The 26,707-nt window shown below is 72.4% G+C and carries 22 protein-coding genes and 2 pseudogenes; 11 read left to right on the top strand and 13 right to left on the bottom strand.

Annotation, left to right across the window (positions count from 1 at the left end):
* Positions 1-833: 833 nt before the first annotated feature.
* Positions 834-1,547 carry a transcriptional repressor LexA gene (gene lexA, locus ACYVJE_RS11365; protein ID WP_459159946.1) on the top strand — a complete coding sequence of 238 codons (714 nt, stop codon included), beginning with the start codon at positions 834-836 and terminating at the stop codon, positions 1,545-1,547.
* 30 nt (positions 1,548-1,577) lie between these two features.
* Here the strand turns inward: lexA and hflX are convergent, their stop codons facing one another.
* From hflX to ACYVJE_RS11345, 4 genes are all read right to left on the bottom strand, one after another.
* Positions 1,578-3,068, bottom strand: coding sequence for a GTPase HflX (hflX, locus tag ACYVJE_RS11360; RefSeq protein ID WP_461144413.1), 1,491 nt, complete (start codon positions 3,066-3,068; stop codon positions 1,578-1,580).
* Positions 3,069-3,104: 36 nt separating this feature from the next.
* Positions 3,105-3,956 carry a diaminopimelate epimerase gene (gene dapF, locus ACYVJE_RS11355; RefSeq protein ID WP_461144412.1) on the bottom strand — a complete coding sequence of 284 codons (852 nt, stop codon included), beginning with the start codon at positions 3,954-3,956 and terminating at the stop codon, positions 3,105-3,107.
* Positions 3,957-3,965: 9 nt separating this feature from the next.
* Complete coding sequence (gene miaA, locus ACYVJE_RS11350; protein ID WP_461144411.1) at positions 3,966-4,883, bottom strand: tRNA (adenosine(37)-N6)-dimethylallyltransferase MiaA; 918 nt, start codon at positions 4,881-4,883, stop codon at positions 3,966-3,968.
* 122 nt (positions 4,884-5,005) lie between these two features.
* Complete coding sequence (locus tag ACYVJE_RS11345; RefSeq protein WP_461144410.1) at positions 5,006-5,731, bottom strand: class III extradiol ring-cleavage dioxygenase family protein; 726 nt, start codon at positions 5,729-5,731, stop codon at positions 5,006-5,008.
* A 356-nt stretch (positions 5,732-6,087) separates the two neighbouring features.
* On the opposite strand from ACYVJE_RS11345, the gene ACYVJE_RS11340 reads away from it, so the two are divergent.
* Positions 6,088-7,395 (top strand): DUF349 domain-containing protein, encoded by a 1,308-nt coding sequence (locus ACYVJE_RS11340; protein WP_461144409.1) that lies wholly within the window; start codon positions 6,088-6,090, stop codon positions 7,393-7,395.
* A gap of 174 nt (positions 7,396-7,569) precedes the next feature.
* Here ACYVJE_RS11340 and ACYVJE_RS11335 read toward each other — a convergent pair whose 3' ends face one another.
* Positions 7,570-8,082: an Rv2732c family membrane protein gene (locus ACYVJE_RS11335; RefSeq protein WP_459159010.1), complete on the bottom strand. Its 513-nt coding sequence runs from the start codon at positions 8,080-8,082 to the stop codon at positions 7,570-7,572.
* Complete coding sequence (gene miaB, locus ACYVJE_RS11330; RefSeq protein ID WP_461144408.1) at positions 8,079-9,569, bottom strand: tRNA (N6-isopentenyl adenosine(37)-C2)-methylthiotransferase MiaB; 1,491 nt, start codon at positions 9,567-9,569, stop codon at positions 8,079-8,081. The genes ACYVJE_RS11335 and miaB overlap by 4 nt, the downstream gene beginning before the upstream one ends.
* 250 nt (positions 9,570-9,819) lie before the next feature.
* Between miaB and ACYVJE_RS11325 the strand changes: the two genes are divergently transcribed.
* From ACYVJE_RS11325 to ACYVJE_RS11310, 4 genes are all read left to right on the top strand, one after another.
* A complete protein-coding gene (locus ACYVJE_RS11325; protein WP_461144407.1) occupies positions 9,820-10,575 on the top strand; it encodes an amino acid ABC transporter ATP-binding protein in 756 nt (251 codons plus the stop codon).
* A 17-nt stretch (positions 10,576-10,592) separates the two neighbouring features.
* Positions 10,593-11,531, top strand: coding sequence for a glutamate ABC transporter substrate-binding protein (locus tag ACYVJE_RS11320; RefSeq protein ID WP_461144406.1), 939 nt, complete (start codon positions 10,593-10,595; stop codon positions 11,529-11,531).
* 67 nt (positions 11,532-11,598) lie between these two features.
* The gene (locus tag ACYVJE_RS11315) at positions 11,599-12,249 is read left to right on the top strand and encodes an amino acid ABC transporter permease (RefSeq protein WP_459159006.1); all 651 of its coding nucleotides are present in this window, start codon (positions 11,599-11,601) and stop codon (positions 12,247-12,249) included.
* Positions 12,246-13,109, top strand: a complete 864-nt coding sequence (locus ACYVJE_RS11310) for an amino acid ABC transporter permease (RefSeq protein ID WP_459159005.1) — start codon at positions 12,246-12,248, stop codon at positions 13,107-13,109. Before ACYVJE_RS11315 ends, ACYVJE_RS11310 begins: the two co-directional genes overlap by 4 nt.
* 15 nt (positions 13,110-13,124) lie before the next feature.
* Here the strand turns inward: ACYVJE_RS11310 and ACYVJE_RS11305 are convergent, their stop codons facing one another.
* The gene (locus ACYVJE_RS11305) at positions 13,125-13,763 is read right to left on the bottom strand and encodes a transporter substrate-binding domain-containing protein (protein ID WP_461144405.1); all 639 of its coding nucleotides are present in this window, start codon (positions 13,761-13,763) and stop codon (positions 13,125-13,127) included.
* Between the two features lie 293 nt (positions 13,764-14,056).
* Between ACYVJE_RS11305 and edd the strand changes: the two genes are divergently transcribed.
* Both edd and eda read left to right on the top strand, forming a co-directional pair.
* A complete protein-coding gene (edd, locus tag ACYVJE_RS11300) occupies positions 14,057-15,895 on the top strand; it encodes a phosphogluconate dehydratase (RefSeq protein WP_461144404.1) in 1,839 nt (612 codons plus the stop codon).
* Between the two features lie 23 nt (positions 15,896-15,918).
* Positions 15,919-16,539, top strand: a complete 621-nt coding sequence (gene eda / locus ACYVJE_RS11295) for a bifunctional 4-hydroxy-2-oxoglutarate aldolase/2-dehydro-3-deoxy-phosphogluconate aldolase (protein ID WP_459159002.1) — start codon at positions 15,919-15,921, stop codon at positions 16,537-16,539.
* A gap of 317 nt (positions 16,540-16,856) precedes the next feature.
* Here eda and ACYVJE_RS11290 read toward each other — a convergent pair whose 3' ends face one another.
* The 5 genes and pseudogenes from ACYVJE_RS11290 to recA all read right to left on the bottom strand — a co-directional run.
* Positions 16,857-17,549, bottom strand: a complete 693-nt coding sequence (locus ACYVJE_RS11290; RefSeq protein WP_459159001.1) for an HAD family hydrolase — start codon at positions 17,547-17,549, stop codon at positions 16,857-16,859.
* Positions 17,550-17,595: 46 nt separating this feature from the next.
* Entirely contained in the window at positions 17,596-18,192 is a 597-nt protein-coding gene (locus ACYVJE_RS11285) for a regulatory protein RecX (protein WP_461144403.1), read from the bottom strand.
* Between the two features lie 192 nt (positions 18,193-18,384).
* On the bottom strand, positions 18,385-18,903 hold the full coding sequence (locus ACYVJE_RS11280) for a hypothetical protein (RefSeq protein WP_461144501.1): 519 nt from the start codon (positions 18,901-18,903) through the stop codon (positions 18,385-18,387).
* A 177-nt stretch (positions 18,904-19,080) separates the two neighbouring features.
* Positions 19,081-19,935, bottom strand: a pseudogene (locus ACYVJE_RS11275) (LAGLIDADG endonuclease); the annotation flags it as partial.
* Positions 19,927-20,556: pseudogene (recA, locus tag ACYVJE_RS11270) on the bottom strand (recombinase RecA); the annotation flags it as partial. The pseudogenes recA and ACYVJE_RS11275, both read right to left, overlap by 9 nt.
* Positions 20,557-20,893: 337 nt before the next feature.
* Between recA and ACYVJE_RS11265 the strand changes: the two are divergent.
* Positions 20,894-21,628, top strand: a complete 735-nt coding sequence (locus tag ACYVJE_RS11265) for a DUF4383 domain-containing protein (RefSeq protein ID WP_461144402.1) — start codon at positions 20,894-20,896, stop codon at positions 21,626-21,628.
* Positions 21,629-21,663: 35 nt separating this feature from the next.
* Here the strand turns inward: ACYVJE_RS11265 and ACYVJE_RS11260 are convergent, their stop codons facing one another.
* A complete protein-coding gene (locus ACYVJE_RS11260; RefSeq protein ID WP_461144401.1) occupies positions 21,664-21,858 on the bottom strand; it encodes a DUF3046 domain-containing protein in 195 nt (64 codons plus the stop codon).
* 37 nt (positions 21,859-21,895) lie between these two features.
* On the opposite strand from ACYVJE_RS11260, the gene ACYVJE_RS11255 reads away from it, so the two are divergent.
* Both ACYVJE_RS11255 and ACYVJE_RS11250 read left to right on the top strand, forming a co-directional pair.
* Positions 21,896-22,027 carry a hypothetical protein gene (locus ACYVJE_RS11255; RefSeq protein ID WP_459158997.1) on the top strand — a complete coding sequence of 44 codons (132 nt, stop codon included), beginning with the start codon at positions 21,896-21,898 and terminating at the stop codon, positions 22,025-22,027.
* A gap of 69 nt (positions 22,028-22,096) precedes the next feature.
* A complete protein-coding gene (locus ACYVJE_RS11250) occupies positions 22,097-26,701 on the top strand; it encodes an ATP-dependent helicase (RefSeq protein ID WP_461144400.1) in 4,605 nt (1,534 codons plus the stop codon).
* Positions 26,702-26,707 lie beyond the last annotated feature (6 nt).

Below are 26,707 nucleotides of genomic sequence, written 5' to 3'. Positions count from 1 at the left end.
ACAGGTTCCCGAGCGGACGCAAACCGACACGCGCGACCCGCGCCACCGGCCGAACCGATCTCCGCTCCCGCTGCACCCCGGCACTCCGACGGGCCGCGAAGCCCGAGTCGCCCTCGCCTCCCCGCGCACGGGGGAACCCCGAGTGCGACCCGCTTCAGCGCGCCGAGACGACTTCCGGCCGCCCCTCGGCGTCCAGCACCCCGACGCCCCCGAAGAACCCCAGCAGGGCGGTGGTGAGGGCGACGAACAGCAGCACCGCGCCCAGCACCGACCACTCACCCCAGTCGCTCCGGCCACCCGCGGGGCGCCGGGACGATCCCCCGGTGCACGGATACCGCGCCGGTCCGGAGCAGCCGCGCGCTCCCCGGCCGCCTACTTTCTCATCCGGACCTGCAGCACCGGCCACGCCGTACCCGCGCCCGCAGCGCCCCGCGAATCCCGTGCACACCCGGGTGAAGACCACACCCGAAGGCCGCTCGTGCACCCCATCGCCCCCTTCCCGCGCCACACCGTCGGACCAACCCCACATCGGGTGAACCACAGCACCGCCGAGCACTGCACCGGGCGGACAGCTCGATCGAAAGGATGTTCGATCGAACCTGCGTGCGATTGTGCACCACGGTGCCGCGGAACGCGAGCGCCGGGCGTCGAAATTAGCTCGAACAGGTGTTTTGATGTGCCGCGGGCATGCGTCTACTGTGGAAACCGCAGAGCATGGGAATGTGGAACCGCAGGAAACGCTCGACCAACGGGCGCGGCTGCCCCACGTGACCGGGCTGCAACCGGTGACCGGACTGCAACAGCGCGAACAGGAGGCAGTGGTGACAAGCGACATGGTGAGCGCTCTTCCCGACAGCGCGGGGAGCACGCCCGAGGAGGCCGCCGCGCAGGTCGACCTGCCGACCGTCCCGGAGCAGGGCGAATCCGGGGAGGATCTCAGCGAACGGCAGCGCAAGGTGCTGGAGGCCATCCGTGACTGGATGCGCGACCACGGCTACCCACCGAGCGTGCGCGAGATCGGCACGGCGGTGGGCCTGACCTCCACCTCCTCGGTCGCCTACCAGCTCCGCGTCCTGGAGCGGAAGGGCTACCTGCGCAAGGACCCCCACCGCCCGCGCACCGTGGGTGTGCTCGTCGGCGGCGACACCGAATCCGCGTGGGCCGCGCAGGCCAACCCGGCGTACGTGCCGCTCGTCGGCCGCATCGCCGCCGGTGGGCCGATCCTGGCGGAAGAGGCCATCGAGGACGTATACCCGATGCCGAAGGAGATCGTCGGCGACGGGACGCTGTTCCTCCTGCGCGTCGTCGGGGACTCGATGGTCGACCTGGCCATCACCGATGGCGACTGGGTGGCCGTGCGCCAGCAGCCGGAGGCCGAGAACGGCGACGTCGTGGCCGCGATGATCGAGGGCGAGGCCACGGTGAAGACCTTCAAGCGGACCGAGGAGCACGTCTGGCTCGTGCCGCACAACTCGGCCTACGAACCGATCCTCGGCGACGAGGCGAGCGTCCTCGGCAAGGTCGTCGCGGTCATGCGCCGGCTCTGAGCAACGGCCCGCACGACGCAGCCGGGTCCCTCACGAGGAGGCGCGCGCGAACTCGCGCAGCGCATTGGCCAGTTCCGGCCGTGCCTTCACGCGCATCCGCGTTCCGTCCGGCGTGTGCTCCTCATCTATGACCGAGCCTTCCGAGTAGGCGCGGGAGACGAGCTCCCCCCGGTGGTACGGCACGAGCGCGTCCACGAACACCTCGGGGCGCGGCAGCCGCGAGGCGATCTCCTCGCGCACCTCGGCGATGCCGGAGCCGCCCTGCGCGGAGACGAACATCGCCTCCGGCAGCAGCTGGCGCAGCTCCACGACGCGCGTGTCGTCGACCGCGTCGATCTTGTTGACCACCAGCAGCTCGGGCGGCATCCGCACACCCTGCTCCTGGGCGATGCCGCTGATGACCTCGCGCACCGCCGCGACCTGCGCTCCCGGCTCCGCCTCGGCCCCGTCGACGACGTGCACCAGCAGGTCGGCACCGGTGACCTCCTCCAGGGTCGAGCGGAACGCCTCGACCAGCTGGTGCGGCAGGTGCCGCACGAAGCCCACGGTGTCGGTCAGCGTGTACGGGTAACCATCCGGGGTCACCGCGCGCCGCACCGTCGTGTCCAGCGTCGCGAACAGCTCGTCCTCGACGAGCAGGCCCGCCCCGGTCAACGCGTTCAACAAGCTCGACTTGCCCGCGTTGGTGTAGCCCGCCACGGCCACGCTCGGCACGGCGTTGGCGTTGCGCCGGCTGCGCTTGGTCTCGCGGACCTTGCGCATCTCCTCCAGCTCCTTGCGGAGCTTGGTCATGCGCTTGTGCACGCGCCGCCGGTCCGTTTCGAGCTTCGTCTCACCAGGGCCGCGGGTGCCCACGCCCCCGTTGCCGCCGCCGGCGCGGCCACCGGCCTGGCGCGACATCTTGTCGCCCCAACCCCGCAGCCGGGGCAGGAAGTACTGCAGCTGGGCCAGCTCGACCTGCGCCTTGCCCTCCCGGGAACGGGCGTGCTGGGCGAAGATGTCCAGGATCAGCGCAGTCCGGTCGATGACCTTGACCTTGAGCTTCTCCTCGAGCTGGCGCAACTGCCCCGGGGCGAGCTCGCCGTCGCAGATCACCGTGTCCGCGCCGGTGGCGAGGACGGCGTCGCGGAGCTCGTGGACCTTGCCCGCACCGATGAACGTGCCGGGATCGGGCCGGTTGCGCCGCTGGACGAACCCCTCGAGCACTTCCGACCCGGCCGTGCCGGCCAAGCGGGAGAGCTCGTTCAGCGAAGCCTCGGCGTGGACCGCGTCCCCGTCGGTCCACACCCCGACGAGCACCACGCGCTCCATGCGCAGGCGCCGGTACTCGGCCTCGCTGACGTCGCTCAGCTCGGTGGACAACCCGGTCACGCGCTTGAACGAAGCACGCTCCGCCCGGTCCAGCTCGCCCGCGGACGGGGTGTCCGCGGGAAGAAGTCCTTCGTACCCGTCGGCTTCGGCCACGGAGCCGGGGGAACCGGTGTGGTCGACGTCGGCGGACCAGGTCGCAGAATTCCTCATATCACCGACCATTGTTCCACGCCTGGCCACCGAATTTCACCGTTGCGGCTCGGCAGACCACAGCGCGGGTGTGACGCGCCCCTCGGCGACGAGCACCGCGGGCCCCGTGAGCACGGCGGTCTCGGCGGTGACGGTGACGCGCACCGTGCCGCCGGGCACGTGGACGGTCCGTTCGCCGACCCCCGCCCCGTCCGCGTGCAGCGCGGCGACGGTCGCGGCGACCGTGCCGGTGCCGCAGGACCGGGTCTCGCCCACGCCCCGCTCGTACACGCGCATCCGGATCTCCTCGTCGCTGAGGCGGTCCACGAACTCCACGTTGACACCGCGCGGGAAGACCGCGGGATCGTAGTCCGGACCGGTGCTCAGGTCGAGGGTGCTCACCCAGTCGTCCAGCACGCAGGCCAGGTGCGGGTTCCCGACGTCGATGGCCAGCCCGGGGCAGGTGACAGCGCCGAGCGTGGCCGCCGACCGGTCGAAGACCTTGGCCAGCCCCATGTCGACCGACACCCGGCCGTCCTCGTGCACGATCACCGGGCGCACGCCCGCGCGGGTCCCCACGCGGAGCTCACCGGGGGCGGCGTAGCCGGCGGTGGCGAGGTAGTGCGCGAACACCCGCACGCCGTTGCCGCACATCTCCGCCAGCGACCCGTCGGCGTTGCGGTAGTCCATGAACCACACGTCGCCGGGAACGTCCTGCGGGGCGTCGGCGACCTCGCTCGCCCGGACCACGCGGAGCACGCCGTCCGCACCGACCCCGGAGCGGCGGTCGCACAGCGCGCGGACGCGCTGCTCGGTCAGTTCCAGATCACCGTCCGGATCCGGCAGCAGCACGAAGTCGTTCTCCGTGCCGTGCCCCTTCACGAACGCGGGCCCCTGCTGCGACTGCACACCGCCAGTCTACGGCGTGAGCAGCTCCCGGATCGGGCCCACCAGGTCCTCCCCCGCGGGGAACCAGTGGATCCGCCGGTCACGGCGGAACCACGAGCGCTGCCGCCGCACGAACCGGCGGGTGAGCTTCGCCGTCTCCGCTGCGGCCGCGGCCATGTCGCCCTCACCGGCGAGCTCGGCGAGCACCTGCTGGTACCCCAGGGCGCGGCTCGCGGTGCGCCCCGAGCGCAGCCCCCGCGCCTCCAACCGGCGCACCTCCTCGACCAGCCCCTTGTCGAACATGTCCGCCACCCGCCGGTCGACGCGCTCGTCGAGCTCCGCGTTGGGGCGGTCCAGCCCGACCAGCACCGCGCCGTACCGCCCCGGTCCCGGTTCGGGCAGGTTCGCCGAGAAGGGGCGACCGGTGATGTCGATGACCTCGAGCGCGCGGACGATGCGCCGGCCGTTCGTCGGCAGGATCGACTCGGCCGCGAGCGGGTCCCGCTCGCGCAGCAGCTCGTGCAGCCACTGCGCGCCGGCGGCGGAGAGCTCCCGCTCCCACCCGGCCCGCACGTCCGGATCGGTGCCGGGGAAGGAGAGCTCGTCGACCACCGCCTGCACGTACAACCCCGAACCACCGACGAGCACCGGGGTGCGGCCGCGGGAGCGGGCGCCCTCCACCGCGGTCCGCGCCTGCGGCTGGTACGCGGCGACCGAGGCCGTTTCGGTGATGTCGAGGACGTCGAGCTGGTGGTGCGGGATCCCCCGCCGGTGCTCCACGGGCAGCTTCGCGGTGCCGATGTCCATGCCCCGGTAGAGCTGCATCGCGTCCGCGTTGACCACCTCACCGCCGAGCTGTTCGGCGAGGGCCACGGCGAGGTCGGACTTGCCGGTCGCGGTGGGGCCGACGATCACGAGCAGCGGTGGCGCATCGGAATTCGCGGACACCCCTCGACGGTACTGCTCGCGGACCGCACGACCGCGCCGCGGTCAGCGGCCGGCACGTGCTCACCCGGCGCCGGCGCTGCACCCACCGCACCGGCGCGGCACCGCCCGGTGCCTGCGCGGCATCACACGGCGAGAGCGCGGCGCCACACGGCGACGTGGTAGGTGACCCCGAACGGGGCGGCCGAGTACTCCACCTGCGAGTCCCACTCCCCTCCTGCCCGCTCGGCGGCAGCAGCGGCGGCCCACAGCGCGGGCACGCCGGGAACGCCCAGCTCCCCTCCCGCCCCGGCGTCGAGCTCGCGCAGACCGGCGATGTCGGTGGTGGCCAGCAGCGAACGCACGTGCTCGTCGAACGCGGGAGCCCGCGGGTCCGGGGCGTACGGGGAGCGCTCGTCGCAGCGGTTGGAGCCGTCGGCGAACACGAGCAGGGCGCGGGCACCCGAGCCGTCCGCGAGGGCGGTCCCGGCACGCCGCGCCCGATCGGCCGAGGTGTCCGGGCCGAGCAGCTGCACCTCGACCGAGCGGTGCCCGGCCTGTTCCCGCAGCAGTCCCGCCACCAGCACCGGCAGCGGCAGCGTCCGGTCGGCCCGCCCGGCGGAGCGCTCGCGGGAGAGGGTCACCACCCGGTCCACGCCGAAACCGGCGAAGCTGCCGATGGTCCCCGCCGCACATCGACGTTCACCGGACTGATCCACCCCGAGAGCCACCCACTCGGTGGCCTCGTCAGTCAGACTGGACACAGCCCGCGAACACGCGTCCCGGAGCTGCTGGACCTCCGGGGTGGACCGGACGGTCAACTCGGGAACCAGCAGCGGTGGGCACGGCAGCACGACGATGTGGGAGAGCACGACGCGCACCGTAACGGCCGGCACGACGCACGTGCGCACCGCGCGTCCGCTCCCGCTCGCCGTCCGCCGCGTGGTCCGGGTTACCTTGCCCGAACAACTCGCCCGAACAGCTGGCCGAGCGAGCACGGCAGGGCAGCGCGGGCGAGCACAACCGAAAACCAACGCGGGTTTCGCCACCGCCGCGGTCGACGGCTCACCGACCGTGGAGTACCGATTCCCGAGCCGACCTGTTTGAATGCGCCAGCGGACACCGGACACCGCCCCCTGCGGTCCCGGCGCCGCTTGCTGGGCCCCGCGACAACCACCGCGGGGCGCCCGTTGCACCCACGAGCGGGCACGCGAGGAGGAAGCCGGCCATGACCAACCAGGACACCAACCCCGAGGCCGCCGGGCACCCCACGGACCCGGACGAGCCGTCCCGCACGCCGCCAGCCGTGCCGAGCGCGGCAGCCGACCCGGCCCGTTGGGGACGCGTCGACGACGCGGGAACGGTGTACGTGCGCACCGACGACGGTGAGCGCTCCGTCGGTTCCTGGCAGGCCGGCGATGCCACCGAAGGCCTGGAGCACTTCGCGCGGAAGTTCGACGACCTGCGCACGGAGGCCGAACTGCTGGAGTCCCGGCTGAGCACGCAGGCGGGCGACCCGAAGCAGACGCTCACCAGCGCCCGCCACCTGCGCGACCGGGCCACCGGCGCGGACGTGGTCGGCGACCTCGACGCGCTGCACCGGAGGATCGAGCACGTCATCGCCCGGGCCGAGCACGCCGTGGAGCAGGCCAAGCAGGCGCGGGAGCAGGCCCGCGCGGAGGCGACGGCGCGGAAGGAAGCGCTCGTGGCCGAGGCCGAGCAGATCGCCGCCGAGTCGACCAACTGGAAGTCCGCCGGCGACCGGCTGCGGCAGATGCTCGACGAGTGGAAGAGCATCCGCGGCGTCGACCGCAAGACCGACGAGCAGCTGTGGCGGCGGTTCTCCAAAGCGCGGGACGCCTTCAGCCGGCGGCGCGGTTCGCACTTCGCCGAACTGGACCGGCAGCGCGCCGCGGCCAAGTCGCGCAAGCAGGAGCTCGTCGCCGAGGCCGAGTCGCTGACCGAATCGACCGACTGGGTCGAGACCGCGCAGCGCTACAAGAACCTCATGTCCGAGTGGAAAGCCGCCGGACGCGCGCCCAAGGACAGCGAGGAGGCCCTGTGGAAGCGGTTCCGCGCCGCGCAGGACCGGTTCTTCAGCCGCCGGTCGGAGGCCTACGCCGCCCGCGACGCGGAGTTCCAGGAGAACGCGCGGCAGAAGGAGGCGCTGCTGGCCGAGGCCGAGCAGATCGACCCGTCGGCCGGTCTGGAGGCGGCGCAGCAGCAGCTGCAGCGGATCCAGCAGCAGTGGGACGGGATCGGCAAGGTGCCGCGGGACCGGATGCGGGAGCTCGAGGGACGCCTGCGGACCGTGGTGGACCGGGTCCGCTCGGCGGCCGACGCCCGGTGGCGCCGCACCGATCCGGAGGCGCAGGCACGGGTGGCGCAGTTCCGCGAACGCGTCGAGCAGTTCGAGTCGCAGGCCGCCAAAGCGCGAGCGGCCGGCGACGAGAAGCGCGCGCAGCAGGCCGAGCAGCAGGCGCAGCAGTGGCGGGAATGGCTCACCGCCGCGGAGCAGGCGCTGGCCGACCGCTGATCACCCGCCGGGGCGGCGCCTGCGCACCGCCCCGCTCCGGCGGCCGGTGGAGCGCGTTCGCAGCGGCCCGTGCACCGAGCGAGCGCACCCGCGCCCGCAGCCCGCCACCGGCTGCCGCCGTCCCACCAGGAGCGCTGCGACGGCGGCGGTCGATGGCGCCCGCACGCACCGGGCTCAGTCGCGGCTCCACATGATGCGCACCCACTGCACGGCCAGCACGATCATGCACAGCGCGGCGAGCACGAGGCCCAGCCCCGGCCCCTCCTGCGGATTCGTCTGCCGCGACCAGATCGCGATCACGCCCTCCAGGCTCACCACGGCGCCGAGCGCGCCGGTGAGGAACGACAGCGCCCAGCGGCGCGTGATCAGGGTCAGCGCGCTCAGCCCGAGACCGACGATCGTCGAATTGATCGCGAACATGTGCGGCAGCAGCCCCACGTCCAGCGACTCCGCGGTCCGCCCGACGAGCACCTGCCACCCGGTGGCGCTGCCGACCCAGGGCAGCACCCACGACAGCACGAGCACCAGCATGACCGCAGCGATGGTCACCGCGCGCCTGCCCGGGTCGATGCGCCGCAGCACCTCCTTCTCGGCGCGGGAGAGCTCCCGGGTCACCTGGCGCTCGGTATCATCCGGACCGGCCGCCCGCGAGGTGTTCGGCTCGTCCCCGGATCCGTGCTCGCTCAACACCCACACCCCTGCTGGCTGCTCGTCGCCTCGGCCGGCGCACCGACCGCGGGCAGGCCCAGGCTGACCCCCGAGGTCTTCGGGCGGACGCCTTCCTCCCAGTGGTCCCCGGCGCGGGTGCGGCGGTGCGTCAGCACATCGGTGTCCGCGACCAGGTGGTGCGGGGCCGCCCGTGTGACGGTGGTGTGCACGACATCGCCCGGGCGGAGCTGCCCGTCGACGTTCCCGGTCGGCGTGAAGTGCACGAGCCGCCCGTCCCGAGCGCGCCCGGTCAACCGGTGCGTCTCGCTGTCCTTGCGGCCCTGCCCCTCGGCCACGAGCAGTTCGACGGTGCCGTCGACGAGCTTCTCGTTCTCCTCGGCGGAGATCCGGTTCTGCAGCTCGATCAGCCGGTCGTAGCGCTCCTGCACGACCTCCTTCGGCAGGTGGCCGGGCAGCTCCGCCGCGGGCGTGCCGGGGCGCGGGGAGTACTGGAACGTGAAGGCGCTGGCGAACCGCGCCTGCCGCACGACCTCCAGCGTGGCCTCGAAGTCCTCCTCGGTCTCCCCGGGGAAGCCGACGATGATGTCGGTGGTGATGGCCGCGTGCGGCATCGCTTCGCGCACGTTGCGCACGATGTTGAGGAAGCGCTCCGAGCGGTAGGAGCGGCGCATGGCCTTGAGCACCCGGTCGGAACCGGACTGCAGCGGCATGTGCAGCTGCGGGCAGACGTTGCCGGTCTCAGCCATCGCCGCGATCACGTCGTCGGTGAAGTCCCGCGGGTGCGGGGAGGTGAACCGGACGCGTTCCAGGCCGTCGACCTCGCCGCACGAGCGCAGCAGCTTGCCGAACGCCCGGCGGTCACCGAACTCGACGCCGTAGGCGTTGACGTTCTGCCCGAGCAGCGTCACCTCGAGCACGCCCTCGGAGACCAGCGCGTCGACCTCGGAGAGGATCTCGCCCGGCCGGCGGTCCTTCTCCTTGCCGCGCAACGAGGGAACGATGCAGAAGGTGCACGTGTTGTTGCACCCGACGGAGATCGACACCCAGCCGGAGTAGGCCGACTCGCGGCGCGCGGGCAGGGTGGACGGGAACGTCTCGAGCGCTTCGCGGATCTCCACCTGGGCCTCGTCGTTGTGCCGCGCCCGGTCGAGCAGGGTGGGCAGCGCGTCGAGGTTGTGCGTGCCGAAGACCACGTCGACCCACGGGGCGCGACGCGTGATCGCGTCCCGGTCCTTCTGCGCCAGGCACCCGCCGACGGCGATCTGCATGTCGGGGTTGCGCTGCTTGGCCGGGCGCAGGTGGCCGAGGGTGCCGTAGAGCCGGTTGTCGGCGTTCTCCCGCACCGCGCACGTGTTGAACACGATGATGTCGGCCTCCGACTCCGGCTCGGCTCTGACGTAGCCCGCGTCCTCGAGCATGCCGGCGAGGCGTTCGGAGTCGTGCACGTTCATCTGACATCCGAACGTGCGAACCTCATACGATCGTGGAACGGTGCGCTCGGGCATGCTCCCACCGTATCCCCTGGTGACACGGGCACACGACGCGGCCCGTGCCCAGCGGGACCGCCGTCCCCGCAGCCGCGACGCCCGCGGACCCGCGCCGCACGGCCCGCGGTTGCGACCCCGCACCGAACGCGTCACCGGAACGCGTAACCGATCCGCAACTTCTCGTCACCGCGCAGGTATGGACGTGCCCCGGCTGCGCGCCTAGATTTCGGTGATCACCAGCACCGGTCACCATGTCGCGGGAGCGCGGATGAGCACGAACGCACCGGACACGCCCATGATCAGCATGTCCGGCGTGGACAAGCACTTCGGTTACGCGCACGTGCTGCGCGGCATCGACCTGGACATCCCGGCCGGGCAGGTCGCCGTCGTCCTCGGTCCCTCCGGTTCCGGCAAGTCCACGCTGTGCCGCGTGGTCAACCGGCTCGAACCGGTCGACGCGGGAACGGTGGCGATCGACGGCACCCCGCTGCCGGCCGAGGGGCGCGAACTCGCCCGCCTGCGGGCCGATGTCGGCATGGTCTTCCAGCAGTTCAACCTGTTCGCGCACAAGACCGTGCTGGACAACGTGACGCTCGGCCCTGTCAAGGTGCGCGGCCGGGACCGCGCCACCGCCCGCGACGAGGCCGTGCAGCTGCTGGAGCGCGTCGGCATCGCCGACCAGGCCGACAAGCACCCGGCGCAGCTGTCCGGCGGACAGCAGCAGCGCGCCGCGATCGCCCGCGCACTGGCGATGCGACCGAAGGTGATGCTCTTCGACGAACCGACCTCCGCGCTCGACCCGGAGATGGTCACCGAGGTGCTCGACGTGATGACCGGGCTCGTCGAGGAGGGCATGACGATGCTCGTGGTCACCCACGAGATGGGGTTCGCGCGCCGGGCCGCTCACCGCGTGCTGTTCATGTCCGGCGGCGAGGTCGCCGAGGACTCCACCCCCGAGGAGTTCTTCACCGCTCCCGCGAGCGCACGCGCCCGGGACTTCCTCGACAAGATCCTCGTCCACTGAAGCGAGCGGTGACCGACGTGCTGACTCAGCTGAACCGCACCCCCCGAGGCAGCGGGAGCGCGCGCCGCTTCCGGTGCGCCGCCGCGTTCGCGGCCGTCCTCGCCCTCGCCCTCACCGCCTGCGGCAACCCGGAGAACCGGCTGGCCCAGGGCACGGAGAACCGCCCCGACGTGCAGGTGGTGCACGACCCGGGCTTCGCACCGGGCACGACGATGGCGCGGCTGCACGACCAGGGCAGCATCCGCGTCGGCGTCAAGTTCGACCAGCCGCTGTTCGGGCTGCAGACCGCGGAGGGCGCGATCGGGTTCGACGTCGAGATCGCCCGCATCATCGCCGGTCGGCTCGGCATCTCCCCGGACGACATCACGTGGGTCGAAGCACCGAGCAAAACCCGCGAGGAGATCATCGAGCAGGGCAAGGTCGACATGGTCGTGGCGACCTACACGATCAACGACGAGCGCCGCGAGCGCATCAGCTTCGCCGGGCCGTACTACGAGGCGGGCCAGGACCTCATGGTCCGCGCCGGCAACACGAGCATCACCGGACCGGAATCGCTGCGCGAGACGGGCGCGAAGGTGTGCTCGGTGACCGGCTCGACTCCCTCCGAGGAGATCCGCGAGTACGTCGACGACGACCAGCTCGTGCTGTTCGACGTCTACTCCAAGTGCGCCGACGCGCTGCGCACCGGTCAGGTGCAGGCAGTGACCACCGACAACGTCATCCTCATGGGGCTCGTCGCCGAGAGCGGCGGGAAGTTCGAGCTCGTCCGCAACACCTTCACCTCCGAGCCCTACGGCATCGGCATCCACCGCGGCGACCGGCGGTTCTGCGAGTTCATCAACCGCAGCCTCGCCGACGCCGCGCGGGACGGCACCTACCGGCAGGCCTGGGCAGCCACGGCCGGGGCGGTCGCACCGGAGACACCGCGACTGCCCGAGCCCGACCCCTGCACCTGAACGACCGCCGACCCCGCTCGCCGGCGGCCCGCCGGGCTGCGCGCGAGCCGCACGCTCCGGAGCGCCCATGCACGTGATCGTCGACAACCTCCCCGAATACGCCAGCGGCCTGGTGCGGACCCTGCGCATCTGCCTGTACTCGGGCGTTCTGGCGCTGCTGCTCGGCGTGGCCGCCGCCGCGTGCCGCGTGTCCCCGCTGCCGCCGCTGCGCGCCGTGGGCACCGCGTGGGTGACGGTCCTGCGCAACTGCCCGCTGACGGTCGTGCTGTTCTTCATGGCCTTCGGCCTGCCGGAACTGGGCGTCAACGGGTCGTACTTCTGGTTCGGCACCGCCGGGCTCGCGCTGTACACCTCGGCGTTCGTGTGCGAAGCGGTGCGCAGCGGCATCAACTCGGTACCGCCGGGGCAGGCGGAAGCGGCGCGGGCGATCGGGCTGCGCTTCGACCAGGCCCTGTCGCTGGTGGTGCTGCCGCAGGCGGTGCGCACCGTCATCCCGCCGCTGGGCAACGTGCTCATCGCGATGATCAAGAACTCGGCGATCGCCGGCGCCTTCGGCGTCGGCGGTGACCTCTTCGCCGTCGGCGAGTCGCTGACCTCGGCGCAGGGCTACGCCGCACTGCCGGTGCTGGCCGGCGTCGTCCTCGGCTATCTCATCCTCACGATCCCGGCGGGGCTGCTGCTCGGCGTCGTGGAACGAAAGGTGGCGCTCGCCCGATGACCGACTCGGTGCTGTACGAAACCCCCGGTCCCCGCGCGCAGCGGCGCTCCCGGCTGTGGAGCATCGCCGTCAGCGCCGTGCTGGCCCTCGTGCTGGCCTGGGTCGTCGCCCGGCTCGCCCTGGCCGACCAGTTCACCGTGGCCAAGTGGGGTCCGATCATCGATCCCACCGACGGCACGTTCCTGCCGCTGTGGCGGCTGATGGGGCTGGCGCTGGTCAACACGCTCGCCGCGGCCGCCCTGGCCATGGCCCTCTCGCTGCTCGTGGGCACCGCGCTGGCGCTGACGCGGATCACCGGCGCCGCCTGGTACCGCTGGATCATCGTCGGCACCGTCGAGCTGCTCCGCGGCGTGCCCGTGGTCATCGCGATCTTCTTCGCCTACCGGGTCCTGCCCGAGCTCGGCCTGGACCTCTCGGCGCTGTGGTTCCTGGTCATCGGACTGACCGCGTACAACTCGGTGATCATCGCGGAGATCATCCGCGCCGGGGTGCTCGCGGTGCCGCGCGGGCAGGGCGAAGCGGCCTCCGCGCTCGGCATGCGGCGCGGCCAGGTGCTGCGGAGCATCCTGCTGCCGCAGGCCTTCCGCGCGATGTTGCCGGCCCTGATCAGCCAGCTCGTCGTCATCGTCAAGGACACGTCGCTGGCGTTCATCATCTCCTACCCGGAGACGCTGCGGCAGGCGCAGATCATCATCCAGAGCCTGCACAACCCCATCCCGATGTACCTCACCGTGGCCGCGCTGTTCATCGCGATCAACTACGCGCTCACGCGGCTGGCCGTCCACGTCGAACGGCGCCTGGGCCGCTCCCGGAGCACCCGCACCGCCGAACGCGAACTCGCACCGACGACGGGCAGCTGAGCGGCGCTGCCGGCCTCACCGGGGCTCGGCGGGAACGTCCCGCTCACCCAGCGTCGCGTCGTAGGCGCGCTGCCACGCGCCGCCGGCGATCGCCTCGTCGAGGTAGCCGCGCAGCTCCTCCCGGAAACGCCGGTCCCCGGGCGGCACGGTGACCACCCGCGATCCGCCGTCGACCACGGCGTAGGTGCCCGCCGCGGGCAGACCGCCCTGCGGCGGCCCCAGCAGCAGGTCGACGTTCCCGCCGGCGACGCCGTCGCGGAGCATGCTCCCGGGCAGCCGGCGGAACGCCACCTGCGTCTCCGGATCGAGACCGAGCCGCTCGGCGAGGAGCTTCGCGATCTCCACGTCGAACCCGCTGTACTCGCCGGCGCCTTCGCGCGTGACGAACTCGGGCGCGTCGGCGCTGACCCCCACCAGCAGCTTGCCCCGCTGCCGGATCTCCGCCAGCCGCGGCGAGGAGGACAGCCCGACATCGGTGTCCGGCGCCGCGGAGGACGTCCCCGGAGCAGCGGGACCTGCCGAGGAGGACGGAGCCGACGGCTCCGGAGGCGGGCCCTGCGCCGCGTTCTCGGGCGCGCCGCACGCCGCCGCCCCGCAAACCACCACCGCCGCGACGGCGGTGCTCACCGCCGCCCGTGCCGTCAGAGTGCGCATCCCGTCCCAGCCTCGCCGGATCCTCGCCGTTGCCGATCGCTCACGCGACCCGATCAAGCCTGGCACACCGTCCCCGCGAGCACCACGATCCTGCCCGGTGCCCAGGCCCAGGCACCGCGGAGCTGCCGGTAGCTCCGGCGCGGCCGGCCGCGCCGGAGCGCGCGTCCAGGAACCCGTGATGACGGCTTTGTCCCACTGGATCGTTTGGGAAAACGGGACCTCACCCACTAGTGTGTTCGCTGTCATAGGCGCCAACGACGTCGCCACGCATCCACCACGAACGGAGGCGATCTATGTCGTCGCATGGCAGCCCGCACCGCGTCGTCGCGGAAGTGACCCAGCGGATCGCCGAGCGCAGCGAGCCGAGCCGCCGTGCCTACCTCGACAGGATGCGCGCCGCCGCGTCCACCGAACCCGTCCGCGCCGACATGCCGTGCAGCAACCTCGCCCACGGCTTCGCCGCCTGCAGCGGCACCGACCGGCTCAGCATCCGCGGCGCGCGGAAACCGGGCGTGGCGATCGTGTCCGCCTACAACGACATGCTCTCCGCTCACCAGCCCTTCGCCGACTTCCCCGCGTGGATCAAGGACGCCGTACGCGAAGCCGGCGGTGTCGCCCAGTTCGCCGGTGGCGTTCCCGCCATGTGCGACGGCATCACGCAGGCGCGCACCGGGATGGAACTGTCGCTGTTCTCCCGCGAAGTGATCGCCATGGCCACCGGGGTGGCGCTGTCCCACGAGATGTTCGACAGCGCACTGCTGCTCGGCGTGTGCGACAAGATCGTGCCCGGCCTGCTCATCGGCGGGCTGTCGTTCGGCCACCTGCCGATGCAGCTCGTGCCCGCCGGACCCATGCCGTCCGGCATGCCGAACAGCGAGAAGAGCCGCATCCGCCAGCAGTTCGCCGAGGGAAAGGCCACCCGCGAGGACCTCCTCGACGCCGAAGCGGCCTCCTACCACTCCCCCGGCACCTGCACCTTCTACGGCACCGCGAACTCCAACCAGCTCGTCGTGGAGGTCATGGGCCTGCAGCTGCCCGGGACGAGCTTCGTGCCGCCGAACACCCCGCTGCGCCAGGCGCTCACCGAGCACGCCGGCAGGCGCGCCGTCGAGCTCGACACCCCGCTCGGGGAGGTGGTCAACGAGCGGTCGCTGGTCAACGGCGTCGTCGGGCTGCTGGCCACCGGCGGATCGACCAACCACACGCTGCACCTCGTGGCCATCGCCAAAGCCGCCGGAATCGAACTGACCTGGGACGACTTCAACGACCTCTCCGCGGTGGTGCCGACGCTGGCGCACGTCTACCCCAACGGCAAGGCCGACATCAACCACTTCGCCGCCGCCGGCGGCGTGCAGACCCTCGTCGGCCAGCTGCTCGACGCCGGCCTGCTGCACGCCGACGTGCCCACCGTCGCCGGGCGCGGACTCGACCACTACCGCAGGCAGCCGTTCCTCGAGGACGGGCAGCTCGTCTGGCACGAGGGCCCGCGCACGAGCCAGGACACCGCGGTGCTGCGCAACATCGACGAGCCTTTCGCCTCCGACGGCGGGCTGCGCGTGCTCACCGGCAACCTCGGCCGCGGCGTGACCAAGATCTCCGCTGTCAGCCCGGAGCACCAGACGGTCACCGCGCCCGCGCGGATCTTCGACGACCAGCAGTCGTTCACCACGGCCTTCCAGCAGGACGAGCTCACCGAGGACGTCGTCGTCGTGATCCGCAACCAGGGCCCCAAGGCCAACGGGATGCCCGAACTGCACGGGCTCACCCCTGCGCTCGGCGTGCTGCAGGACCGCGGGCAGCAGGTCGCGCTGCTCACCGACGGGCGCATGTCCGGCGCGTCCGGCAAGATCCCCACGGCGATGCACGTCACGCCGGAAGCGAGCGCCGGCGGTGCGCTGGCGAAGCTGCGCGACGGCGACGTGGTGCGCTTCGACGCCACCCGCGGAACGCTGGAGGTGCTCGTCGGCGACGAGGAGCTCGCCGCGCGCGAACTCGCCCCGGCCGCACCCAGCGTCCAGCACGGCACCGGCAGGGAGCTGTTCGCCGCCTTCCGCGACGTCGTGGGACGCGCCGACCACGGCGCCAGCGTGTTCACCGCGTTCCAGCAGCACACCAGCGACCAGCCCGCATGAGCGACCCCACAGGACGGAGGATCATGGACAGCACCGACCTGCTCGAGCTGAGCCCGGTCGTGCCCGTCGTCGCCCTCGACGACGCCGCGGCCGCCGCGCCGCTGGCCAACGCGCTCCTGCGCGGCGGCATCACCACGATCGAGGTCACCCTGCGCACCCCGGCCGGGCTGCCCGCGATCGAACGGATCGCCCGCGAGGTCCCGGACATCGTCGTCGGCGCCGGAACGGTCACCGAACCCGGGCAGGCCAAGCGGGCCGCGGACGCCGGAGCGCGCTACATCGTCACCCCGGCGGCCACCGACCGGCTGCTCGACGACGTCGCGGGCACGGGCCTGCCCTACCTGGCAGGCGTGAGCACCGCCTCCGAAGCGATGCATGTGGCCGAACGCGGGGTCACCGCGATGAAGTTCTTCCCCGCCGGCCCCAGCGGGGGCGTGCCCTACCTCAAGGCGCTGGCCGGACCGCTGCCGCACCTGCGGTTCTGCCCCACCGGCGGGGTCACCCCGGACAACGCGCAGGACTACCTGGCGCTGCCGAACGTGGGGTGCGTCGGCGGAACCTGGCTGACGCCGAAGGAATCGCTGCTCTCCGGCGACTGGGCCACCGTGGAATCCCTCGCCGCGCAGGCCGCTGCGCTGCGGTAGGACCGTCCGCGTCAGCGGTGCGGCACGGCTGCGGGCCGGGTGCGGGAGGCGCACCCCGCATCCGGCCCGGCACCCGCATCGGTCGGCAGGGCGTCGGCCGCCCGCTCGCGGTGCCGTGCGGGCCGCATCTACCGGCGCTCGGGGCGTACCGGGCTCGGGGAGCGTGCTGCGGCCCGGGACACGCTGCGACGCGCTCGCGAACCCAGCGGCACCGCGCACACCCCAGCGGCCCAGCTGCACCGCTGCGGCCGGAGAGGTGCGCGACCGGAAATGCCTGCTGACCAGGTGGGAACCGCGCGCACCCGAAGGACGGGCGTTCAGCCGGTGGGGGCGGCGATGCGCGCCACCGCCTCCTCCACCGAGTCGCACACCGGCACGCCGGTCTCCACCAGCGAGGCCCGGCTCATCACTCCGGTGCTCACCAGCACGCAGTGCGCACCCACCTGCGCCGCGGCCTCGGCGTCGTCGACGACGTCACCGATGAGCACCGCCTCGTGCGGCCGCCGACCGAGACGTTCCAGGTGGCGCTGCAGGTAGGCCGCCTTGGAACCGCCGCCGACCTGCTCGCGGATCCCGTCGACCCGGTCGAACAGCTCGGCCAGGCCGAGCTTCTCCACCAGCGGAACGAGCTCCTCGTGGAACCACATGGACAGCAGCGACTGGCTGCCGCCCGCCTCGGCCCAGACGTGCAACCGCTCCGGCACCCCGTCGGCGAGCCCGCAGGTGTGCAGCAGCTCGCGGTAGGCGTCGTGGTACAGCGCATCGATCCGCGCCCAGTCCGCCGCATCGAGGGAGCGGTCGAGCAGCCGCTCGTAGCAGGCCTGCAACGGGCGGCTGAAGATCGCCCGCCAGTGCTCCAGATCGATCGGGGCACGTTCGAACTCCTCGCACACCGCGTTCACCGCGGCGAGAACGGCGTGGTTGTCGGCCAGGAGCGTGCCGTTCCAGTCCCAGACGATGTGCTCCGGACGCGGACGGGACGGGGCTTCTCGGTCAGCCAAAGCAGTCACGTGCGCCCACTCTAGCGGCCGGAAGACGATCGCGGTGCGGACGTCGTCACGGAATCTCCTCGTCCAGCTCCGACCCGTCCGCACCGGAGGACTCGAGCTCTTCGCGCACCACGCGGAAGGCGAGCCCCTCCGCGTAGCCCCGCCGCGCGAGCATGCCCACCAGCCGCCGGGTCACCGCGGCCGCATCACCACCGCGCGAGGCGGCCAGCTTGCGGCGCACGAGTTCCCGCGCCCGCTCCTCCTCGTCCTCGTTGTCCGCAGTGGCCAGAACGGAGGCGATGATCTCCTCGTCGATGCCCTTCTTGCGCAGCTCGTACCCCAGAGCGCGACGCCCCAGCCCGCGCGAGCGCCTGCGGGAGGCCACCCACTCCTCGGCGAAGGCCGCGTCGTCGATCAGCCCGGCGGCGGCGAACTTGCCCAGCACGCTGTCGATGACCTCGGCGTCGACCTCCTTGCGCGCCAACGCCTCGCGCAGCTCCGCACGACTGCGGGCCCTGCTGGTCAACAGCCGGTAGACCGTTTCCCGCGCGTACTGCTCCGGATCCTCCGCGGCCTCCGCACCTCGCCCGGAGCCGCGCCTCCGAGATCCACCGCCGCGCTCCGCCTCGTCCGGAGTCGCGGCGGAGTCCGCCGAGGTGTCCACCGAACCGCTCGGGACGTCTATCGAAGGGACCGGGTCGTCCGTCGAAGGGACCGGGGCGTCCTCGGTTCCGGCGCGCCCTGCTGCGCGCTCGGTGGAGGCTTCCTCCGAGCACTGCCGCTCTGCTGTGCCGCGGCGGCGGGGAGGCCGCGTTCCCCCTCCGCCGCCGCGCTGCTCACCACCTGCCATGACGGATCAGAAGTCGACCGGAGCGGCCTCGTCGTCACCGCCGTCCTCGGCGGCCTCGGCGGAGGTTCCCGCGTTGGCGCCGAGCCCGATCTTCTCCTTGATCTTCTTCTCGATCTCGTTGGCGGTGTCCGGGTTCTCCCGCAGGTGCTTGCGAGCGTTCTCCTTGCCCTGGCCCAGCTGGTCGCCCTCGTAGGTGTACCAGGCCCCGGACTTGCGGATGATGCCGTGCTCGACGCCCATGTCGATGAGCGAGCCCTCGCGGCTGATCCCGACGCCGTAGATGATGTCGAACTCCGCCTGTTTGAACGGCGGTGCGCACTTGTTCTTCACGACCTTCACACGCGTGCGGTTGCCGACCGCGTCGGAGCCGTCCTTGAGCGTTTCGATCCGGCGCACGTCCAGCCGCACCGAGGAGTAGAACTTCAGCGCCTTTCCGCCGGTGGTGGTCTCAGGCGAGTTGTGCACCATCACGCCGTCCACGAAGTAGTTGTGGTTGCCCTCCACCTCGATGTCGTAGCGGTGCATGCTGCGGGTCTCCGGCTTGACGTGCACATCGAGGATCCGCGAGGGCACCAACCGCTGCTGCGGCTCGGAGTAGCGCGGCTCGACGGCGAACTGCTCCTGGAACCGCGGCAGGAGCTTGTACTGCATCGACGGGTGCACGTACGGCGCGATGAGCTCGTGGAACGCCCTCGTTCCCGCAGCGGAGAACTCCAGCCGCGCGATGTTGCGCTCGCCCCGCACGGCCAGGGAGACGTCGAGACCGTAGGTGTCGCGCAGGTACTCGACGAGGCGCTGCCTGCTGCCCTCGCTCATCGCCTCGACGCAGATCTGGCTGCGCCCGCTGCCGCCCCGGGTGCGCTCCTGCGCCCCGTTCGACCGCAGTTGGAACGTGCCGTCGTCCATGTACCACACGGCCAGCGCCAATGGTCCGAGCGTTTTCAGGTAGTCCCACGAGAGGTGCTTCTTGCCGTCGCCGAAGGAGACGGCCTCGTGGATCTCGTGCAGCTCGGGAAGCGGGCTGAAGTCGGCGAAGGCGGCCCCCTGCTCGTTGCTCGTGCGTGAACAGGAGACGTTGCCGAGCAGCTCGCACTTCCAGTCGAGGTAGTCGTGCTGCTGGCCCCCGTGGCCCATCCGGAAGCGGACCCCGTCCCGGTCGCGCCGGTTCGGCGACAGGTTCCCATCCCCCATGAGGGCGCCGAGCACGACCTGCCACTGCTGCTCGTTGAGCAGGTGCTCCTCCGCGGTCAGCACGCGGTCACCGGCGCCGAGTTCACCGGCGTGTCGCCACCCGCCCGGAGTGCGGATGAGGTGGTTCTCGGTCGCGGCGAACTGCGAGCGCCCGTTGCCACCGGAGCGCGCGACGGTGAACTGGAGGAACTCCTCGGCCGGACCGTTGTCGAACCAGTTCACGACCTTGCGCGGGACGATCCGGTCCGCCTCGGGGTCGTAGGACAGGACCTCGACGTCCCTCTTCTGGTCAACGATCTTGCCGATCTCCTCCTGCGAGCCGTCTGCGAGCGTGACGCGGGTGGAGTAGTTGAAGCACCCGAACATCACGCCGACCTTCTCGCGCAGCTGGTTGATGAAGATCGCCGTGGTCTTGGCGCTGTACAGCGCCGAGGTGAGCTTGCGCAGCGCCTGGCTCATCAGCCGCGCCTGCAGGCCCACGTGGCTGTCGCCCATCTCGCCCTCGATCTCGGCCTTGGGCACGAGCGCGGCCACCGAGTCGATGACGATGGCGTCCAGCGCGCCGGAGCGGATCAGCATGTCCGCGATCTCCAGCGCCTGCTCGCCGGTGTCGGGCTGGGCCACCAGCAGCGAGTCGGTGTCCACGCCGATGGCCTTGGCGTAGTCCGGGTCGAGCGCGTGCTCGGCGTCGATGAAGGCCGCGGTACCCCCCTGCTGCTGGGCCCCGGCGACCGCGTGCAGCGCCACCGAGGTCTTCCCGCTGCTCTCCGGGCCGAAGACCTCCACGATCCGCCCCCGCGGCAGCCCGCCGGTGCCCAGAGCCACGTCCAGCGAGATCGAGCCGGTGGGGATGACCTCGATGGGAGCCCGCGTCCCCTCGCCGAGGCGCATCACCGAGCCCTTGCCGTACTGCTTGTCGATCTGCGCGAGAGCCAGCTCCAGCGCCTTGTTCTTGTCCTGGTTCTTGTCCGCCTTGTCGGCTGCCATCGGGGTCCACCTCGGGGTACGTCAGGTCCGTTCGTCGCCACGCTAAGCGGAGGGACCGACACCGCAGTCCGTCGGGCGCTACCGGCGCGGTTGTCCCACACCCCCATCGTAGGCGAAACTCTGTTCGATCACCTGGCCGACACACCCTCGTTGTCACCTGTTCGTGCCACAGTGGCGATCACCCCCGTCAGCGCGGACACTCAGCAGTGTCGCGCCCGCGTTCGGCGTCCCGCGCTGAACGTCCCGCGCTGAACGTCCCGCACTGGGGCGGGCGCGCAGCCTGGGCGCGGGCGCGCAGCGAACCCACCGCGCACCCGAGGAGGTGCCGACCATGCGGATGGATCGTTATCTGCCAGCAGACCACCCGTTGAGCCGAATCTACCGGGTCGGTTCCGCGATCTTCGGAGCCGGACTGGCGATCTTCGGAGCGCTCGGGCTGTCGAACAGCGTCCCGCTGTTCACCACCCGCGGCATCGACGTCCTCGGCCTGTCCAGCAACGGGCTCCTGGCGCTGATCTCCGTGGTGGTCGGCGTCGTCCTGGTGGGCGCCGCGGCCTGGGGCGGTCTCGTGGCCTCCACCACCACGACGACCATCGGGGGGCTGTTCTTCCTGTCCGGGCTGGTCAACCTCGGCCTGATCAACACCCCGTGGAACGTGCTGGCGTTCCGCTTCGAGAACGTGGTGTTCAGCTTCGTCGCCGGGTTGCTGCTGGTCTTCCTCGGCTCCTACGGGCGGATCAGCGGCGGGCTGCCGGAGGACAACCCGTTCGTGCGCTACCGCCACCACGAACCGCCCACGGACGAGGTGCCGGAGCAGCGCGCCGCGGACGAACGACGCGTCGAGGAGCTCACCCCGCTGGCGCGCGCCGAGATCGCCTTCGCCGAGGGGCACCCCACGCCGGAGCAGGACCGGCTCGTGCGCGCCCGGGCGCGGGAGCACCAGCGCGCGGAGCGGCAGCGGGCCTACGCGCACCACGCCTCGCACGGGCGCAGCCCGGAGCGGCAGATCAGCTCGCAGAACCCGTGGGCCGACTACTCCGAACCGGAGCACCCGGAGGTTCCGCCGCGGTGACCTGACCGCACCGCCGGTAGCCGCCGGTCCAGCGGCTACCGGCGGGCCGCGGGCACGCCGAACTCCTCGCACACCGCGTTCCAGACCTCCTTCGGCGGCGTCCCGGCCTCGATCGCCTCGTCGACGGTGCGCCCCCCGAGCGAGGTCAGCACGTGGTCGCGCGCGAGCATGTCGGCGCGGAGCTCGCCGAACTCGGCGGTCATCCGCTCGCGGAACAAGGTGTGACGCATCGCCGACCAGCTTACGGGTGCTTCGTACGCTGGAGGCATGGTGCTGCTGCTCGCCCAGGCCGATCCCACCGGCCTGACCACGCCGCTCGGCAAGCTCGTCATCGGGGCGGGCCTGCTCGTCGTCGTGGTGCTCGCCGTGAAGTTCCTGTGGGATCAGCGCAACCGCTGACGCCCGACACGCCGCGCACCGCACGCGCGTCCCCGGTGCGGTGTCGGTCCCGTGCGCCAGCATGGGGGCATGGACGACGTGCTGGAGGCGTTCTCCCCCGCCACGCAGGAGTGGTTCCGCGGAGCGTTCGCCGCTCCCACGCGCGCCCAGCACGGCGCGTGGAGCACCATCGCGGCCGGCGAGCACACCCTGGTCGTCGCCCCGACCGGTTCGGGCAAGACGCTGGCGGCGTTCCTGTCGAGCCTGGACCGGCTCGCGGCCACCGGCCCGCCGCAGGACCCGCAGCACCGCTGCCGCGTGCTCTACGTGTCACCGATGAAGGCGCTCGCGGCGGACATCGAGCGGAACCTGCGCTCGCCGCTGGCGGGGATGCGCCAGGCCGCGCAGCGCCGCGGGGAGGAGCCCCCGGACATCACCGTGGGGGTGCGCACCGGGGACACGCCCTCCGAGGCCCGCCGCTCGTTCGCCCGCAAACCGCAGGACGTGCTGGTGACGACCCCCGAGTCGCTGTTCCTGCTGCTGACTTCCGCGGCGCGGGAGGCGCTGCGCGGTGTGCGGACGGTGATCCTCGACGAGGTGCACGCCGTCGCGGGCACGAAGCGCGGGGCGCACCTGGCGCTGTCGCTGGAGCGGCTGGACGCGCTGCTGCCGCGGCCGGCGCAGCGGATCGGCCTGTCGGCGACGGTCCGCCCGGTCGACGAGGTCCGCACGTACCTGGCAGGCGGGCGCCCGGTGCGCCTGGTGCAGCCGGAGCACCCCAAGCAGGTCGAGGTGCGGGTGGAGGTGCCGGTTCCGGACATGGCCGAGCTGAGCGGCGCGGAGGGGCCCACCGGGGCGGGGCGGCCTGCTGCGGCCTCAGCGGCGGGGGCGGACCGGCACGCCTCGATCTGGCCGTCGGTGCGGGAGCGCGTGCTCGAGCTCGTGCGGCAGCACCGGTCGACGATCGTGTTCGCCAACTCGCGCCGGCTGGCCGAACGCCTCACCGCGGGGCTCAACGAGCTCGCAGCCGAGCAGGAGGGGGACGAGCCCGCGGTGGCCGAGTTCCCGGCCGCGGCTCCGGGCGCGTCCGGTGTGACCGCGGGCAGCGACCGCACTGTGGCGCGGGCGCACCACGGGTCGATGTCCCGGGAGCAGCGCTCGCAGGTGGAAGACGAGCTCAAGTCCGGCTCGCTGGCCTGCGTGGTGGCCACCTCCTCGCTGGAGCTGGGCATCGACATGGGCGCGGTCGACCTGGTGATCCAGGTGGAGACGCCGCCGAGCGTGGCCTCCGGGTTGCAGCGCATCGGGCGGGCGGGGCACCACGTGGACGCGGCTTCGCACGGGGTGGTGTTCCCCAAGTTCCGCGGGGACCTCATCGGCTGCGCGGTGGTCGGCGAGCGGATGGCCGAGGGGCTCATCGAGGAGCTCTCCTACCCGCGCAACCCGCTGGACGTGCTGGCCCAGCAGGTCGTGGCGATGGTGGCGATGGCGGACTGGGGGTTCGCCGAGCTGGCCGGTGTGGTGCGCAGGGCCGCGCCGTTCGCGGGGTTGCCGGATTCCGCGCTGCGCGCGGTGCTGGACATGCTCGCGGGCCGCTATCCGAGCGAGGAGTTCGGCGATCTGCGGGCGCGTCTGGTGTGGGACCGGGTCGACGAGGAGCTGCGGGCCCGCCCCGGGGCGCAGCGGCTGGCCGTCACCTCCGGGGGCACGATCCCGGACCGGGGGCTGTTCCTCGTGACGACACCGGGTGAGGGGGACGGCCGCGGCGGCACGCGCGTGGGCGAGCTCGACGAGGAGATGGTCTACGAGTCGCGCGTCGGGGACACGTTCCTGCTGGGGACCTCGGCGTGGCGGGTGGAGGACATCACCCACGACCGGGTCGTGGTCGTGCCCGCCCCCGGGCAGGCGGCGCGGATGCCGTTCTGGCGCGGGGACTCGCCGGGGCGCCCGCTGGAGCTGGGGCGCGCGCTGGGGGCCTTCGTCCGGGAGCTGGCTTCCGCGGAGGAGGACGCGGCGCGCGAGCGCATCGCCGCGGCCGGGCTGGACAAGTGGGCGCAGGACAACCTGCTCTCCTACGTGGCCGATCAGCGGCAGGCGACGCGGCACGTGCCGGACGACCGCACCGTGGTGGTCGAGCGGTTCCGCGATGAGCTGGGCGACTGGCGGCTGGTGGTGCACTCGCCGTTCGGCGCGCCGGTGAACGATCCGTGGGCGCTGCTCATCGGCGCGCGGCTGCGCGAGCGCCGCGGGGTCGACGCCCAGGTGGCCGCCTCCGACGACGGCATCGTGCTGCGGATGGCCGACGCGTGGGACGAGTCCGGCGGCGAGGTGGTGCCCACCGCCGAGGACGTGCTGTTCGATCCGGACGAGGTGCGGCAGGCCGTCACCGACGAGGTCGGCGGTTCGGCGCTGTTCGCCGCGCGGTTCCGGGAGTGCGCCGCGCGCGCGTTGCTGCTGCCGCGGCGCGATCCCGGGCGGCGAACCCCGCTGTGGCAGCAGCGCCAGCGGGCGGCGCAGCTGCTGTCCGTGGCCTCGCGGTACGAGGAGTTCCCGATCGTGCTGGAGGCGATGCGGGAGTGCTTGCAGGACGTCTACGACGTGCCCGGGCTGACCGAGGTCATGCGGGACGTGGCGGCGCGGCGGACCCGGGCGGTCGAGGTGGAGACGCCGAGCCCGTCACCGTTCGCGCGGAACCTGCTGTTCGGCTACGTGGGGATGTTCCTGTACGAGTCGGACGCGCCGCTGGCGGAACGCCGGTCGGCCGCGTTGAGCCTGGACTCCACACTGCTGAGCGAGCTCCTGGGGTCCGAGGCGCTGCGCGAGCTGCTCGATCCGGACGTGGTCGTCGAGGTGGAGCAGCGGCTGCAGCGGCTCAGCGAGGAGCGCCGCGCCTTCGACGTCGAGTCCACGATGGACGTGCTGGCCTCGCTCGGTGATCTGTCCACGCGGGAGGCCGAGCAGCGGGGTGTCCGGGCGGAGTGGTTGGAACAGCTGCAGGCGCAGCACCGGGTGCTGCACGTGCGCATCGCCGGAGAACCGCGGTGGATCCCCATCGAGGACGCGGGCAGGGTGCGCGACGCCCTCGGGGTGGCGCTGCCCGTGGGAGTGCCGGAGGCGTTCACCGAACCGTCCGCGCACCCGCTCGCTGAGCTGCTGATCCGCCACGCCCGGTGCCGCGGGCCGTTCACCGCCGAGTCCGCGGCTCAGCGCTTCGGCCTCGGCGTCAGCGTGGTGCACAGCGTGCTCGACCAGTTGACGGCCGGCGGCCGGCTCGTCAACGGCGAACTGCGCCCCCTGCAGGCGGGTGGTGGGGGCACGCTCGAGTACTGCGACAGCGAGGTGCTGCGGCGGCTGCGACGAGCCTCGCTGGCGCGTCTGCGGGCCGAGGTCGAACCCGTCGACCAGCGCGCTCTGGTCCGGTTCCTGCCGTCGTGGCACGGCATCGGCGCGCAGCAGCGGCACGCGCCGACCGCCGAGGACACCTACGCGGTCGTCGAACAGCTCGCCGGTGTTCCGGTCCCCGCCAGCGCCCTGGAGTCGTTGCTCCTGCCGGCCCGGCTGCCCGGGTACCGGCCGGCGCTGTTGGACGAGCTGACCTCGAGCGGCGAAGTGACCTGGGTCGGATCCGGGGCGCTGGCCGGCGGGGACGGCTGGATCGCGGTGGCGCCGACGGATGTGGCGGACCTGCTGCTGCCGGACCTGCCGGAGGAGCCGCTCGACGCACCGCTGCAGCAGGCGGTGCAGACGGCGTTGGCAGGAGGTGCGTTGTTCTTCCGGCAGCTGGCCGACCGCGTCGGGCAGGAGCAGGTGGCCCGTGGGGAACCTGCGCCCTCTGACGAGGAGGTCACCACGGCGCTGTGGGACCTGGTGTGGGCGGGGCGGATCACCAACGACACCCTCTCTCCGCTGCGGGCGAGCCTCGGCGGCGGGACGGCGAAGCACCGCCCCCGGCGTTCCGCTCCGCGCGGGCGGTACGCGGGCCTGCGGGCGGGGCGCCCGAACATGCCGAGTCGGACCGGTCCGCCCACAGTGTCCGGACGGTGGTCTCTCGCGCCACTGTCCAGCGAGGACGCCACGCGGCGGGCACATGCGCGCACCGAGTCGTTCCTCGAGCGGCACGGGGTGCTCACGCGGGGCGCGCTGGACATCGAGCGCCACACCGGCGGGTTCTCCGCCGTGTACAAAGTGCTGCGCACGATGGAGGAGTCGGGCCACTGCCGGCGCGGTTACGTCGTCGAGGGACTCGGTGCCGCGCAGTTCGCCGTGCCGGGGGCGATCGACCGCCTGCGTTCCTTCTCCACCTCCGAGGACTCCGCGGAGAGCGAGGACGCGGCCCTCGTGCTCGCCGCGGCCGACCCGGCGCAGCCGTTCGGTGCTGCGCTGGACTGGCCCGAACCGCGAAGCGAGACGCGGCACCGCCCGGGTCGCAAAGCCGGCGCACTCGTGGTGCTGGTCGCGGGGCAGGCCGTGTTCTACCTGGAACGTGGTGGGCGGTCGCTGCTGTCGTTCACCACGGACGAGTCGCTCCTGCGCGCGGGGGCGGCCGGCCTGGCGAAGGCGGTCCAGCACGGGTGGTTGGAGCAGGTGACGGTGCGCCGCACCGATGGCGAGGGAGTTTGGGGAACGCGGTTGGCCGAGCTGCTCACCGAGGCCGGGTTCCGCGTCACGCCGAAGGGGTTGCGGTTGCGCTCCTGACGTCGA

This window comes from Salinifilum aidingensis (assembly GCF_054782015.1).
The sequence above is the reverse complement of the archived record's forward strand: the minus strand, read 5'-3'. Positions and strand labels throughout refer to the sequence as shown.

Bases quoted from the DNA above. Each gene is read 5' to 3' on its own strand.
- lexA (WP_459159946.1), top strand. From the start codon at position 834: ATGGTGAGCGCTCTTCCCGACAGCGCGGGGAGCACGCCCGAGGAGGCC.
- hflX (WP_461144413.1), bottom strand. From the start codon at position 3,068: ATGAGGAATTCTGCGACCTGGTCCGCCGACGTCGACCACACCGGTTCC.
- ACYVJE_RS11340 (WP_461144409.1), top strand. From the start codon at position 6,088: ATGACCAACCAGGACACCAACCCCGAGGCCGCCGGGCACCCCACGGAC.
- miaB (WP_461144408.1), bottom strand. From the start codon at position 9,569: ATGCCCGAGCGCACCGTTCCACGATCGTATGAGGTTCGCACGTTCGGA.
- ACYVJE_RS11325 (WP_461144407.1), top strand. From the start codon at position 9,820: ATGAGCACGAACGCACCGGACACGCCCATGATCAGCATGTCCGGCGTG.
- ACYVJE_RS11315 (WP_459159006.1), top strand. From the start codon at position 11,599: ATGCACGTGATCGTCGACAACCTCCCCGAATACGCCAGCGGCCTGGTG.
- ACYVJE_RS11310 (WP_459159005.1), top strand. From the start codon at position 12,246: ATGACCGACTCGGTGCTGTACGAAACCCCCGGTCCCCGCGCGCAGCGG.
- ACYVJE_RS11305 (WP_461144405.1), bottom strand. From the start codon at position 13,763: ATGCGCACTCTGACGGCACGGGCGGCGGTGAGCACCGCCGTCGCGGCG.
- edd (WP_461144404.1), top strand. From the start codon at position 14,057: ATGTCGTCGCATGGCAGCCCGCACCGCGTCGTCGCGGAAGTGACCCAG.
- eda (WP_459159002.1), top strand. From the start codon at position 15,919: ATGGACAGCACCGACCTGCTCGAGCTGAGCCCGGTCGTGCCCGTCGTC.
- ACYVJE_RS11280 (WP_461144501.1), bottom strand. From the start codon at position 18,903: ATGCACCGCTACGACATCGAGGTGGAGGGCAACCACAACTACTTCGTG.
- ACYVJE_RS11265 (WP_461144402.1), top strand. From the start codon at position 20,894: ATGGATCGTTATCTGCCAGCAGACCACCCGTTGAGCCGAATCTACCGG.
- ACYVJE_RS11260 (WP_461144401.1), bottom strand. From the start codon at position 21,858: ATGCGTCACACCTTGTTCCGCGAGCGGATGACCGCCGAGTTCGGCGAG.
- ACYVJE_RS11255 (WP_459158997.1), top strand. From the start codon at position 21,896: ATGGTGCTGCTGCTCGCCCAGGCCGATCCCACCGGCCTGACCACGCCG.
- ACYVJE_RS11250 (WP_461144400.1), top strand. From the start codon at position 22,097: ATGGACGACGTGCTGGAGGCGTTCTCCCCCGCCACGCAGGAGTGGTTC.